At 40.2% G+C, this 13335-nt stretch carries 18 protein-coding genes and 2 tRNA genes; 12 read left to right on the top strand and 8 right to left on the bottom strand.

The annotated features are described in order from the left end of the window. Positions 1–20 precede the first annotated feature (20 nt). The 3 genes from WA256_RS11950 to WA256_RS11940 form a co-directional block, all read right to left on the bottom strand. Positions 21–416: a hypothetical protein gene (locus tag WA256_RS11950; protein WP_054561595.1), complete on the bottom strand. Its 396-nt coding sequence runs from the start codon at positions 414–416 to the stop codon at positions 21–23. Between the two features lie 152 nt (positions 417–568). Beyond that, positions 569–659, bottom strand: a tRNA-Ser gene (locus WA256_RS11945). Between the two features lie 41 nt (positions 660–700). Further along, positions 701–791 (bottom strand) — tRNA-Ser (locus WA256_RS11940). A gap of 259 nt (positions 792–1050) precedes the next feature. On the opposite strand from WA256_RS11940, the gene WA256_RS11935 reads away from it, so the two are divergent. From WA256_RS11935 to WA256_RS11880, 12 genes are all read left to right on the top strand, one after another. Next, a complete protein-coding gene (locus WA256_RS11935) occupies positions 1051–1716 on the top strand; it encodes a Bax inhibitor-1/YccA family protein (RefSeq protein ID WP_335991723.1) in 666 nt (221 codons plus the stop codon). 55 nt (positions 1717–1771) lie between these two features. Further along, on the top strand, positions 1772–2125 hold the full coding sequence (gene tusD, locus WA256_RS11930; protein ID WP_054551401.1) for a sulfurtransferase complex subunit TusD: 354 nt from the start codon (positions 1772–1774) through the stop codon (positions 2123–2125). Next, positions 2122–2478 (top strand): sulfurtransferase complex subunit TusC, encoded by a 357-nt coding sequence (tusC, locus tag WA256_RS11925; RefSeq protein ID WP_335991719.1) that lies wholly within the window; start codon positions 2122–2124, stop codon positions 2476–2478. Before tusD ends, tusC begins: the two co-directional genes overlap by 4 nt. Before the next feature lie 47 nt (positions 2479–2525). After that, positions 2526–2741 (top strand): DsrH/TusB family sulfur metabolism protein, encoded by a 216-nt coding sequence (locus WA256_RS11920; protein ID WP_335991717.1) that lies wholly within the window; start codon positions 2526–2528, stop codon positions 2739–2741. A 3-nt stretch (positions 2742–2744) separates the two neighbouring features. After that, positions 2745–3074, top strand: coding sequence for a TusE/DsrC/DsvC family sulfur relay protein (locus WA256_RS11915; RefSeq protein ID WP_335991715.1), 330 nt, complete (start codon positions 2745–2747; stop codon positions 3072–3074). Continuing rightward, positions 3074–3721 (top strand): rRNA large subunit pseudouridine synthase E, encoded by a 648-nt coding sequence (locus WA256_RS11910; RefSeq protein WP_335991713.1) that lies wholly within the window; start codon positions 3074–3076, stop codon positions 3719–3721. The genes WA256_RS11915 and WA256_RS11910 overlap by 1 nt, the downstream gene beginning before the upstream one ends. Then, on the top strand, positions 3714–4148 hold the full coding sequence (locus WA256_RS11905; protein WP_130167178.1) for an NUDIX hydrolase: 435 nt from the start codon (positions 3714–3716) through the stop codon (positions 4146–4148). The genes WA256_RS11910 and WA256_RS11905 overlap by 8 nt, the downstream gene beginning before the upstream one ends. 87 nt (positions 4149–4235) lie before the next feature. Beyond that, positions 4236–5336: a tRNA 2-thiouridine(34) synthase MnmA gene (gene mnmA / locus WA256_RS11900; protein ID WP_130167192.1), complete on the top strand. Its 1101-nt coding sequence runs from the start codon at positions 4236–4238 to the stop codon at positions 5334–5336. Beyond that, positions 5336–5938, top strand: coding sequence for a high frequency lysogenization protein HflD (gene hflD / locus WA256_RS11895; protein WP_054561602.1), 603 nt, complete (start codon positions 5336–5338; stop codon positions 5936–5938). Before mnmA ends, hflD begins: the two co-directional genes overlap by 1 nt. Before the next feature lie 33 nt (positions 5939–5971). Further along, positions 5972–7342 (top strand): adenylosuccinate lyase, encoded by a 1371-nt coding sequence (gene purB, locus WA256_RS11890; RefSeq protein WP_335991709.1) that lies wholly within the window; start codon positions 5972–5974, stop codon positions 7340–7342. A 73-nt stretch (positions 7343–7415) separates the two neighbouring features. After that, entirely contained in the window at positions 7416–8561 is a 1146-nt protein-coding gene (locus tag WA256_RS11885; RefSeq protein ID WP_130167177.1) for a cupin domain-containing protein, read from the top strand. Positions 8562–8573: 12 nt separating this feature from the next. Further along, positions 8574–9032 carry a GNAT family N-acetyltransferase gene (locus WA256_RS11880; RefSeq protein WP_054561605.1) on the top strand — a complete coding sequence of 153 codons (459 nt, stop codon included), beginning with the start codon at positions 8574–8576 and terminating at the stop codon, positions 9030–9032. Positions 9033–9086: 54 nt separating this feature from the next. Here the strand turns inward: WA256_RS11880 and WA256_RS11875 are convergent, their stop codons facing one another. The 5 genes from WA256_RS11875 to WA256_RS11855 form a co-directional block, all read right to left on the bottom strand. Next, complete coding sequence (locus tag WA256_RS11875) at positions 9087–9533, bottom strand: DUF4826 family protein (protein ID WP_054561606.1); 447 nt, start codon at positions 9531–9533, stop codon at positions 9087–9089. Between the two features lie 113 nt (positions 9534–9646). After that, positions 9647–10177 carry a DUF924 family protein gene (locus WA256_RS11870; protein WP_269408025.1) on the bottom strand — a complete coding sequence of 177 codons (531 nt, stop codon included), beginning with the start codon at positions 10175–10177 and terminating at the stop codon, positions 9647–9649. 9 nt (positions 10178–10186) lie between these two features. After that, positions 10187–11431: a lipoprotein-releasing ABC transporter permease subunit gene (locus WA256_RS11865; protein ID WP_335991703.1), complete on the bottom strand. Its 1245-nt coding sequence runs from the start codon at positions 11429–11431 to the stop codon at positions 10187–10189. Then, positions 11421–12119: a lipoprotein-releasing ABC transporter ATP-binding protein LolD gene (lolD, locus tag WA256_RS11860; RefSeq protein ID WP_335991702.1), complete on the bottom strand. Its 699-nt coding sequence runs from the start codon at positions 12117–12119 to the stop codon at positions 11421–11423. The genes WA256_RS11865 and lolD overlap by 11 nt, the downstream gene beginning before the upstream one ends. Next, entirely contained in the window at positions 12112–13329 is a 1218-nt protein-coding gene (locus WA256_RS11855) for a lipoprotein-releasing ABC transporter permease subunit (RefSeq protein WP_335991700.1), read from the bottom strand. Before WA256_RS11855 ends, lolD begins: the two co-directional genes overlap by 8 nt. Positions 13330–13335: the final 6 nt, after the last annotated feature.

Below are 13335 nucleotides of genomic sequence, written 5' to 3'. Positions count from 1 at the left end.
CAGCTTGATTAAATATTCTGCTATTGATGAGAAGATTGTGTTGTAAGGCCCTGTCTTAAACCAAATAAAAACAGTCCAGCTGCCAGAGCAGACATCACAGCATTGACTATAAAAGCCATACCTGTTGTAGCGCTAAGTAAGTAGCTGAATATAGCGCCACCTAGTAAGCCAAGTGTCAGAACACCTGAATAATTAACCTTTGCATACTTATACATAAGTAAATAACCCGGCACCACAAACGCTGCCATAGTTAGACCTACAATGTGGGCATTGGCGATTGCGCTAACGAATAAGTTAAAGAAAATGTTTAAACCATTTCCTTCAAGTGTAAACGCATAATAAAGGCCTAAGATACAACCGATGATCACAGGCGATAATAAAGAAAGTCCTACACTCTTTGCTAAACGATGTTTCATAAATTCCCTAATGTCACAAAGATAATACGAGAAGTGTTAAGCATGGACTAACTAGTTAAAATGCGAAATATCGACAATAGTCGTAATTTGCAGAACAAATGAAAAGCACAAGAAACAAAAAAGCCGCTGAATAAATTCAGCGGCTTCAATGATGGTGGAGAGATAGGGATTTGAACCCTAGAGGGGCTACAAACCCCTGCCGGTTTTCAAGACCGGTGCATTCGACCACTCTGCCATCTCTCCGAATGCGAAAACCTACCCGCTTACGCCAGTAGTAAAAATAATGGTGGAGAGATAGGGATTTGAACCCTAGAGGGGCTACAAACCCCTGCCGGTTTTCAAGACCGGTGCATTCGACCACTCTGCCATCTCTCCGACGGCGTGCATAATAGATAAAGCGGCCGTGCTTGTGAAGCTTTTTTTTCAAAAAACTGTTTAAGTGATTAAAAAACAATTAATTTGCTCAGCATTAGTACAACAGCGTTTAGATTGTGCGCAACATTGAACTTTTCTATTATTTATCTTGTCTATTGATCCACAATAGTTTGCCCAAATATATAACTCTTGATAGGCTTAGTTCAGTTTAATAATTGGAACTAACGAACGTATAAGTTCATTTAAAGGAGCTCTAACAATGGCGTTTAATCAATCGTACAATACTGCAAGACCAGTAATGTCGACTATTGAAACCAATAAAGTTTTAAAGAATACCTATTTCTTACTGGCGATGACACTGGCATTTAGCGCAGTGACAGCAGGTATATCAATGGCAATGGATCTACCTTATTTTATGGGGATAGTATTTAGCTTGATTTCACTTGGTGTGCTTTTTGTTGTTAACAAAAAGGCAGACAGTGCTTCAGGTGTTGCTTGGGTATTTGTTTTCACAGGTTTAATGGGCGCAGGACTTGGTCCAATGCTTAACTACTACGCTGCAATGCCAAATGGTCCTATGCTTATTATGCAAGCGTTAGGCTCTACTGCGTTAATCTTCTTTGGTTTGTCGGCTTATGCGCTTACCACTAAAAAAGACTTCTCATTCATGGGTGGCTTTTTAACTGTGGGTTTAATCGTGGTTATTATTGCAAGCCTAGTTAACTTATTTATTGGCAGCTCAATTACCTTTATGGTTATTAATGCTGCAGTTGTGCTAATTATGTCTGGTTTAATCTTATTTGACACTAGCCGTATCATTAATGGCGGCGAGACTAATTACATCCGCGCAACAGTTGCTTTATACCTGAATGTGTATAATTTATTTACGTCTCTTCTTCACCTACTTGGTGCAAGTGATGACTAATTAAATAGTTCTGCTAAAATAGCCCCTTTCTAGGGGCTTTTTTATTGGATGCGTTTTGGCACAATTTGTACTTTCTCTTCATACCGCGCCGACCGATCACGACACAACTCAACGGCTAATTAAATTTGCACAGGCCTGTCTTGACTCTGGTCACTCAATTGCAGCTATCTTTCTTTATCAAGCTGGTGTTTACCACGCAAGTAACCATTTAGAACTTGCCAGCGACGAGCTTCCAATTAATCGTTTGTGGCAATCGTTAAGTGAGCAAGAGATCCCTTTACTGCTATGTGTCACTGCTGCTGAAAAGCGTGGCTTAGATATCGATAACACAGGCGTTTTTACCGTCGCTGGACTTGCAGAATTTGCGATGCTTGTCAGTGAAGCGGATAAATGGGTGCAATTTAAATGAAAAACATTTTAGTAATAAGCCAACATAGCCCATTTGATGATCAACATATTCGTGAATCACTCGACACTACACTGATTTTTGCTGCTATTGAACAAAACATTAGTTGGCTTCTAAGTGGTGAGGCTGTTTTAGCTTTGAAAAAAAATCAACAGCCAGAGCAACTTGGCATAAAAAACTATTTTAAAACCATTAAAACCCTTGAGTTATACGATTTTGAAAACATATATGTATGTGAAAAGTCGTTGATGGATTTTAACCTTTCAGAAGATAGTCTGATTATCGATGTTAAAGTAGCTAACTTTGAGCAACAGCGAGACTTAATTAGCCAACAGCATCAGGTGGTGACCTTATGAGTACCTTGCATATTTTTTCAAAACCCTTAGCTCACTATTGCAATAATATGTTAGCAAATTTAATTTCTTCGCAAGATACAGTTCTACTTGTTAGTGACGCTTGTTATAACAACATGCAGTTTAAGCAGTTCTCTTCAGCAATTCATTTACTAGAAGAAGACGCTGCAGCCCGTGATATTTCATTTAATCAAGGCGATATCGCAATAAACTACGGGCAGTTTGTAGAAATGACTTTAAACGCAAAAAACACGATTACTTGGTAAACCATGCTTGAATTTAATAACAAACAGATAGAAACGGACAAACAAGGGTATTTACTTGATTCAAACGATTGGTGTGAAGAGCTTGCATCCATTATTGCTGAGCAAGAGAACATTACCTTAAGTGAGCAGCACTGGGAAGTTGTGCATTTTGTGCGTGATTTTTACGTAGAGTACAACACCAGCCCTGCAATACGCATGCTGGTCAAAGCAATGGCCCAAAAGCTAGGTGAGGAAAAAGGTAATAGCATGTATTTGTATAAGCTATTCCCTAAAGGCCCAGCAAAGCAAGCAACTAAAATTGCAGGTTTACCTAAACCGGCTAGGTGTATTTAATGGTTAATAAAGCCAATAGCAAACCACGCCGCAGCAGCGGTCGGACTTATTCAAGGCCTACTCAAAAACGCCAAGTTAAAAAAACAATTAGTCCTGAGCAGCGCAAAGTGGTGCTATTTAACAAACCATTTGATGTGCTTTGCCAATTTACCGATGATCAAAACCGCAAAACGCTTGCCGACTTTATTACTATTAAAGACGTGTATGCAGCAGGACGCCTAGACAGAGATAGCGAAGGACTGTTGCTCCTTACTAACTACGGTAAATTACAACACACACTCACTGAACCCAATAAAAAAACAGCTAAAACTTATTGGGTGCAAGTAGAAGGTGATGTTACTGATGAGGCTATCTTTGCACTTAACAAAGGTGTAGAGCTTAAAGATGGCATGACCAAGCCTGCCAAAGTTAGGCGTATTGACGAGCCGTCAATTTGGCCACGTACCCCGCCCGTTCGCGAGCGTAAAAAGATACCAACCAGTTGGTTAGAAATCTCTATCACTGAGGGCCGTAATCGCCAAGTTCGCCGTATGACAGCGCATGTTGGCTTCCCTACTTTGCGATTAATTCGTTACAGCATTGGTAACTATACCCTTGATGGATTAGAGAATGGCCAGTTTAAAGTAGTGAACAACCCTGATGCATAAACCCAATGTCACAGTGGCCGCCATCGTCACATGCCAAGACAAATTTTTACTTGTTAAAGAGCGCGATAAACACACAGGTGATATTTGCTATAACCAGCCTGCGGGTCATTTAGAAGCCAATGAAACCTTAGCAGAAGCAGCTCATCGCGAACTTATTGAAGAAACAGGCATTAGCCTTAATGCCAATCACCTTGTTGGCATTTATAATTTGCATGCCGCAAATGGCGTTCACTATATGCGTTTTAGCTTTGCTTTTAATAGCCCAGAGCTATTTGAACCATCTCCCCAAGATGATGACATTCTTAGCGCAGATTGGTTTAGCCTTGAACAAATTAAAAACCTGCCGCTAAGAAGCCCTTTGGTTTTAAAATGCATTGAAGATCATTTAGCTGGTAAAGCCTACCCACTTAGTTTGATTTACCAATAACCGCTGTGATTTTGGCTGGTTTGGGCGTCTAAAAGCATGCTATAATATCGGCCTTTCCATAGCAGTTAAAAAATGACAGCGAATATTATGAGCGAAAATAGTCACATTAAAGTCATCGTGGGTATGTCCGGCGGTGTTGATTCTTCTGTATCAGCGTATTTATTAAAGCAACAAGGCTATCAAGTTGAAGGCCTGTTCATGAAAAACTGGGAAGAAGACGATAATGATGAATATTGCGCTGCAGCTGAAGACCTACAAGACGCACAAGCTGTGTGCGATAAGCTAGGTATTGAGCTTCACACTGTAAATTTTGCAGCCGAATACTGGGACAACGTGTTTGAATACTTTTTAGCAGAGTACAAAGCAGGTCGTACACCAAACCCAGACATCATGTGTAATAAAGAAATCAAATTCAAAGCATTTTTAGAATTTGCAGCACAAGCACTCGGTGCTGATTACATTGCTACTGGCCACTATGTTCGCCGTGAAAAGCGCGGTGATAAATATGTCATGTGTCGTGGCCTTGATGACAACAAAGATCAAAGCTATTTCTTATACACTCTAAGCCATGAGCATATTGCGCAAACACTTTTCCCTGTTGGCGATATTGCTAAGCCTGAAGTACGCCGCATCGCTGAAGAGCAAGACTTAATCACTCACGATAAAAAAGACAGTACCGGTATCTGTTTTATTGGTGAGCGTAAATTTAAAGACTTCTTACAAAAATTCTTACCAGCACAGCCAGGTAAAATTGAAGATACCGATGGCAATGAAGTGGGTGAGCACGAAGGCTTGATGTACCACACACTTGGTCAACGTAAAGGTCTATTAATTGGCGGCATGAAAGAAGGTTCGGGTGAACCTTGGTATGTAGTTGATAAAGACGTTGATCGAAACGTATTAGTGGTTGGTCAAGGTAAAGACCACCCTCGCCTGTACAGTAATGGTTTAAATGCAAACCAGCTTCACTGGGTTGATCGCGAAGGTCCTAAAGGGACCACACGCTGTACTGTTAAAACTCGTTATCGCCAAGAAGATATCAGCTGTACTTTACTTGTTGGTGAAGATGGTATGGCACGCGTATTATTTGATGAGCCACAAAAAGCAGTGACACCGGGCCAATCAGCCGTATTCTACGCTGACGAAGTATGTTTAGGTGGTGGTATTATTGATTCGGTGATCAAATAATGACAGAGCACCAAGTCATGGCTTTAGCTGCCATGTGTCAAGTTGCTAAACAAGTACAAAAAGTTGCGCAATATGGCCAAGGCAGTGATCACGAATTAGAAAAATTACTAAACTGTATTGTCGAAACATCACCAAATAGCCCTGAAGACGTGTATCAGGGTAAACATAATTTACGTGAAGGCTATCGCATTTTGATTGCACAGCTTTCTGCCGGCGCAGACAAAGACGTCGAAATCGTAAAATATGTGGGTGGTTTAATGCAATTAGAACGTGCATTAAGTTCAAAACAAAACAGCTTAAATGAATTAGGTCGTCGCATTGATGATGTTAAACGTCGCCTCGACCACTTTGCTATCACAGATGATACTGTAGTAGCAGCGCTTGCTGATATTTACTCATCGGTGCTAAGCCCCCTTGGGCATCGTATTCAAGTGTATGGCAAGCCAGAGTTATTAAAACAGCAGCTCACGCAAAACAAAATTCGTGCCCTATTATTGGCCGGAATTCGTAGTGCCGTGTTATGGCGACAAATGGGCGGTAAACGCCGTCACTTTTTCTTTGCAAAAAGAAAAATCCTCGCCATTGCTAAACAATCAATTTAATTATCGTTCAAACTAGACAATTTAGGAGTCATTATGGAGCTTTCAGCGTTAACCGCTATCTCTCCGGTAGATGGTCGCTATGGCAACAAGACCACGGAACTACGCAGTATTTTCAGCGAATTTGGTTTAATCAAATACCGTGTAACTGTTGAAGTTCGTTGGTTACAAGCTTTATCTGCAGCTAGCGCAATCAAAGAAGTACCGGCATTTAGCGACGAGGCTAATGCTTTACTTAATGCCATTGTTGATAACTTTAGCGAAGCTGATGCAGCACGCGTTAAAGAGATCGAGCGCACAACTAACCATGACGTAAAAGCAGTTGAATACCTACTTAAAGAAAAAGTAGCTGATAACGCAGAGCTTAACGCAGTTAACGAATTCATTCACTTTGCATGTACTTCAGAAGACATCAATAACCTGTCTCACGGTTTAATGCTTACCGAAGCGCGTGACAAAGTATTACTTCCATACTGTGACCAACTTCTAAATGCATTAAAAGAAAAAGCAGTTGAGTACAAGTCAGTTGCAATGATGACACGTACCCACGGTCAACCAGCTACCCCTTCTACAATGGGTAAAGAGTTTGCAAACGTCTACATGCGCTTAAAGCGTCAACGTGACCAAATTGCTAACGTAGAAATGTTAGGTAAAATCAACGGTGCTGTAGGTAACTACAACGCTCACCTAAGTGCATACCCAGATTACGATTGGCACAGCCACGCTGAGCAGTTCGTAACGAGCCTAGGTTTAACATTCAACCCGTTCACAACACAAATCGAGCCACACGATTACATTGCTGAGTTATTCGATGCAGTTGCACGTTTCAACACTGTATTACTTGATTTTGACCGTGACGTTTGGGGCTACATTGCACTTAACCACTTCAAACAAAAAACAATCGCAGGTGAGATTGGTTCATCAACTATGCCGCACAAAGTAAACCCGATTGATTTTGAAAACTCTGAAGGTAACTTAGGTATTGCAAACGCTATCTTTACTCACCTTGCGCAAAAACTACCTGTTTCTCGCTGGCAACGTGACTTAACTGACTCAACAGTGTTACGTAACCTAGGTGTTGGTATGGGCTACACTCTTATCGCTTACCAAGCGACTTTAAAAGGTGTTAGCAAGCTTGAAGTAAACGAAGAGCGTTTATTAGCAGAACTAGACAAAAACTGGGAATTACTAGCGGAACCAATCCAAACGGTTATGCGTAAATATGGTATCGAAAAGCCATATGAAAAACTTAAAGACCTTACTCGTGGTAAGCGCGTAAACCAAGAAATCATGGCTGATTTCATCGATGGTCTTGAGTTACCTGAAGAAGCAAAAGTAGAAATGAAAAAATTAACTCCGGCTAATTACATTGGCCGCGCTGTTGAGTTCATCGACAACTTAGCTTAAATTCAAATTAAGACTTAAAAAAGCGAAAGGCCTTCCTTTCGCTTTTTTTATATCAATTCGCTTAGGTCATGTTATGTATCAATTAACCATCAATTCATTAACCCAAGAGCAATTTTTAGCTGAGTATTGGCAGAAAAAACCATTACTTATAAAGCAAGGCTTCAAGGATTTTTCAGATCCGATTGAACCCGAAGAATTGGCCGGTCTTGCCATGGAAGAAAGCATTGAATCACGTATTGTGACCAATCACTCAGATGATTGGCAAGCATACCATGGTCCTTTTGAAGACTTTAACCTGCTAACTGAAAAGCACTCAACATTACTGGTGCAAGCAGTTGACCATTGGCATAGCGATGCAGCACAACTACTGGAGCCATTTCGCTTTATTCCAAACTGGCGTATCGATGATTTAATGATCAGCTACTCTACCCCAGGTGGTGGCGTGGGTCCGCATTTAGATCAATACGACGTGTTTATTATTCAAGGTGAAGGAAAGCGCCACTGGCGAGTTGGTTTACCTGATGCGAACTTAAAGCAATTTGCACAAAATAAGAGCCTGTTACAAGTTGAGCAATTTCCTGCAGTGATCGACTGTGTGTTAGAGCCGGGAGATATTCTCTATATTCCACCAGGTTGCCCACATGAAGGTTACGCAGTTGAAAATGCACTTAATTACTCTGTAGGTTTTAGAGCGCCAAATCAACGCGATTTATTATCACAATTTGCCGATCACCTCATCGATACTGAGCTTGGTAATCAACGATATGGTGATGCAGAGCTTAAGTTGCGTTCATCTAAAGGTGAACTTAACCAAACTGAAGCAGAAAAAGTAAAGCAACTTATGATTGCTGCGATTAATGATGACGCAGTATTCAAGACTTGGCTTGGTAACAGTATGAGTCAGCCAAAACATGACATGGATTTAGCGCCTTTAGAGGAGCCATATACACTAGATGACGTAAATGACTTACTTAATGATGAGGACGTTGTTTTTGAGCGTTTAGGTGGTACCCGTGCCATTTATCAAGTAATTGACGATAAAATACTTTTAAGTATTAATGGTGTTAATTATATGCATGATTTAACTGACCTTGAATTAATAACAAAGCTCACAGATCAAACCTACTTGACCTCTGCTGACATAAATAGTTCAAAAAATAATCACATTTTCTTGAAAACCTTTACTACACTTTTAAATGAGGGTATTTGGTTTTGTTAGGAGCGTGTGTTTATGAGCTATCAAATAGATGAAGTTGAATGGAGTATCGACAAGGAACTCTTACAACAGATCAGAGAGCGAGTATTTGTATGCGAACTACATATTCCTAAAGACATTGAGTTTGATCATTTAGATAAAACAGCACATCACGTACTCGTGACCGACGAGTGTAAATGCCCAGTTGCTACTGGACGTTTATGTAATGATGGTCTCATTGGGCGAATTGCTGTTTTACCTGAACATCGTAACCGTTCGGTTTACAAATCATTATTGAATTACTTAGTAGGCATGGCTGAAAAGCAAGGTTGTGATTGCGTCAGCATTAATTGCATATTGAACGAAGTAGATAGATTTAAACGAAATGGCTTTTCGGCTGATGGCTTAGTATTTATGGAGGCTGGTATTCCAAGGCAGCGAATGCTCTGCCCTATTAAGCAATTTGATACGCGGCCATTCACTTTGGTGCATTAAGGTATATGTTAAATAAAAAAGCTGAATAACATTATTCAGCTTTTTTATTAGAAGTTATGCAGGCTCGTTTTGCCACATTTCTTCTTTTTCAAATAGCTCATATAAACCATGAGCACGGTTGATTAACAGGTTAGCAAAATCAACTTTGGTTTTATCTACCGCACCTGATTGCATTAGCTGATCAGCCTTCATTTGCCACTGCATTGAGAAATAACGTAACACTTCACGTGCATTATTTGCTGCACTTGCTTCAGCGTGATCGGTAGGTAAACGACCCGTGATCACCCAATAGCTCTTACCGTTTTGTGCTTTAAATTTCCAAATCGCTACTAATGGGGCAATAAAACGGCTTTCTTTTTCTACAACAGTTTGCGGAATAACGCCTTTTTCAGCTAAATGCTTTTGTGCATTTTGGAAACATTCTCTTTGCCAAATAACACTTTGTTTTTGCGCTTCGGCTTGTTCTTCTGGTGTTAATGGTCTTGCTTGTTTTTGTTCCATGGTGGTTACTCTTTTACAACATTTCTGACACTTTAAGGTTTAAAATGGCGCTGTGCAAGTGTTTACGGGCAATCAAAGAGCATTTTAATTTACTTGCGTACTATTCAGTCAACTCAGAAAGAAGAGTTAGGCTCTGTTAAGAATTGCAGCTCTTCAGCTGTTGATTCTCGACCTAAAATTTTATTGCGATGTGGGTAACGACCGAACCTATCAATAATCACTTTGTGTTTTAGTTCAAATTCATAATTACTCATGCCTTTAAACAATTGCTCAGCTTGCTGATGAATGACTTTCGATTCACTGTGCATAAACGGCATATAAATAAACGCAGCTTGAGAGCCAGGTAATTTTTTATCAAAGCCAAGTTCAATTGCTCTTTGCGCTAAGCATAGTGCTTGTGGGTCTTGGCTAAACGCTTTCACCGTATTACGATAAATATTGCGTGAAAACTGATCTAACACGATAATTTCAGCTAAAGAGCCTTGAGCATCAACTCGCCAGTCAGCATGTTCGCCAGCGATAACCTGCAAAAGGCATTCTGAAAACTCACGTGTAATTAAGGCATCAACTTCATCTGATTGCTGATACCAAGCTTCTGGGCCTAATTCCTCAAACCAAAAATCGATAATCCTTTGCTTATTCATAAACTCTTCTTAATTACCCAGTACTTTTGCCGGATCTACCCTGGTGGCTTGCCACGCAGGATATAAGGTAGCCAAAATAGCGAGAACAAATGTAACAATCACCGTGATAACGATATCTTGCCAAACTAATTTACTGGGTAAAAACTCTATAAAATAAACCCCTTGTAACGGGTTATCGCCAAATAAGTTACTTGCCCAAGTGAACAGTTCACTGATGTTTAATGCAAGCATCACACCGATAACTGTGCCTAAGATCACACCAATTAAAGCTTGTGTAAAACCTTGCATTACGAAGGTTGCTAAAATGGTGCTATCTTGTGCGCCCATGGTTTTTAAAATTGCGATATTTGCCTGTTTTTCACGTACTTCCATCACTAATGACGAAACAATATTAAAACTCGCTACCGCAATTATTAAAAACACCACGATATACACAATAGTGCGAACCATTTGAATATCTTGATATAAGCTACCCTGGGTTCTAAACCAACTCGAGACATAGACATAATCAGGAATAATTTGCCCCACACGCATCGCCGTTTGATGGGCTGCGAACACATCAGCTACTTGTAATCGTAAGCCGGTTACTTGGTTTTGCTCAAAACTCAACACACTTTGCGCTTTATCAAGGCGAATGAAAGCCGCCGTTTCATCAATTGGGCCACCCATTTTTATAATACCCGCAAGATTCAAGCTAACACGCTTTGGCGCCAATAAAGTGTTACTTTGCTGGTTTATCTGTGGGATTAATAAGGTAACTGGGTCGCCAATTTTAAGGCCCAATCGGTTAACAATTTGTTGGCCTAAAAGCACATCTTCTTGTTGTAGCTGGCTAACTAAACGCCCTTCTGTAAATTGGTTTAACGCCGACACTTGGTTTTCAAATTCAGGGCTTACACCACGCACTTCAACTGCTTTTAACTCACTTTTATATTGCGCCATGCCGTTGACACTAATAAACGGCGCAGCACCTGTTACACCGGCTTGAGAGCGCAGTAGTGTAACTTTTGACTGCCAATTATTGATTGGTTTGTTAGGGGCAACATATTCAACCTGAGGTACAACCGATAAAAGCCGATGTACTAGCTGCTGCTCAAAACCATTAATAACTGATAAAGCAACAATTAGCACAGCGACACCTAAAAGTATGCCGATTGTCGATGCTTTAGCGATAAAACTAACAAAACCGTTTTGTCCGTCTTTTTGGCCACTATGGGCACGAAAGCGTTTTGAAATAAAGGCACTAAGCAACATGCTGAGACTCTTTAATTGCAAGCTTACCATCATCTAAATAGGCAATTTTACCTAGTTTATCTGCAAGTTCTAAATCATGGGTTACCACAACAAAACTGGTTTTTAAGCTAGTATTTAATTCTTTAATTAAATCGTAAATCTTAATTGCGTTTTGTTTATCTAAGTTACCGGTTGGTTCATCGGCAAGCACCAAAGCAGGCTCAGTTACTAATGCGCGTGCTATTGCAACCCGCTGCCTCTCACCACCTGATAACGCCGAAGGTTTATGTTCACTACGATGAGATAACCCTACTTTATCTAGCATGTTACGGGCTTTTTCGGTTGCCGCTTTTGCGCTTAAGCCTTTAATTAATAGTGGCATTGCAACATTTTCGATGGCAGTAAATTCCATTAATAGATGATGGAATTGATAAATAAAACCTAAATTTTCATTTCTGAAACAGGCTTGTTGTTTACGGTTTAATTTGGAAACTTGCTGACCTTTAATTTCAACCTTGCCTGAGCTTTCGTTATCTAAGGTGCCTAATATGTGCAATAAGGTACTTTTGCCAGAGCCAGAGCTCCCTACAACGGCTAACATTTCGCCTTGTTTAAGTGCTAAATCAACCCCTTTTAATACCGCAACCTCGTTATCGCCATCTTGATAGACTTTATTTAACTGCTGACAATTGATAACTAAATCACTCATAACGTAATACCTCTGCTGGATTCACTTTTGCAGCTTTTCTGGCAGGATACAAGGTAGCTAAAAAGCTCATCGCAATACTCCCTGCGGCAATTAAACTCAAACTCATAACATCAAATTTAACGGGTAAACTCACACCAGCTAGTAAATTGATGCCAAACATATTCAATAATTCATTAATGTTGCTACTTAATAGCACACCAAGTAACGCACCAATACTGGTACCGATAAGGCCGTTATATAAGCCTTGGATCATAAACACGTGCTGCACTTGTAACGGAGTTAAACCCAGTGTTTGTAAAATAGCGACTTCACTTTGCTTCTCACTGACCATCATGGTTAATGCTGAAACGATATTAAACACCGCAACGAGCACGATTAAGCCAAGTAACATCGACATAATGCGCTTTTCCATTGCCACAGCGGCAAATAGTGTGCCTTGGCTAGCTCGCCAGTCAGTCACTGTGTAATCGTTTAAAATAGCTAACTGAGATTGCAATACTTGCTCAACAGCAAATGGTTCATACAGCGATACACTCAAATTGGGTGCTGCTGATTTTGCTAGTTTTAAAACTCTGCCTAACGAATAGCCACTGGTAAATGCCAATGACATATCAATTTCTGACTGTGTTTCATAAAGTGCAGCAACGGTAAACAAGCGCTGACTCGGTACTCGACCAAGGGGAGTATACGAACTGGCATTAGGCATGATCACCCGTACTTTATCCCCAAGCGAAATACCCAATTTTCGACTCAAGTAGCGGCTAATCGCAATATGGTAGTTGCTGTCCATTACTTGTGACCAATTGCCGGCAACAATTTTATCTTTTACGTTATAGATGGAGCTTCCTTCATCATAGAGCCCTTGTAACAACACACCATGCAAATCTTGGTTAGTTTGTAAAATGGCTTCGCCATGGCGGTATAGGTTAACTTGTTTAACATCTTGAGAATTTGCTAGTTGCTGCTTTAACTGCAACATGGTTTCTTTCGAGTTATCTTCGGCTGATACTTCAATATGGGGAATTAAACCAAGCATGTTGGTTTTAAGGTTATTTTCAAAGCCATTCATTACTGAACTGACTGTAAACAAGGCCATTAAACCAATAGCAATGCCCGCGATAGAGAAAAATGAAATAAATGAGATAAAGGCATTGCCCTTTGAGGAGCGACTATATCTCAGCCCTATAAAAAGGCTAACAGGTTGAAACATAATAAA

It is taken from the genome of Pseudoalteromonas sp. CH_XMU1449-3 (assembly GCF_037027245.1).
GTDB classification, from domain to species: domain Bacteria; phylum Pseudomonadota; class Gammaproteobacteria; order Enterobacterales; family Alteromonadaceae; genus Pseudoalteromonas; species Pseudoalteromonas shioyasakiensis.
Note: the sequence above shows the minus strand (reverse complement) of the source record. Positions and strands in the feature narration are given on the sequence as shown.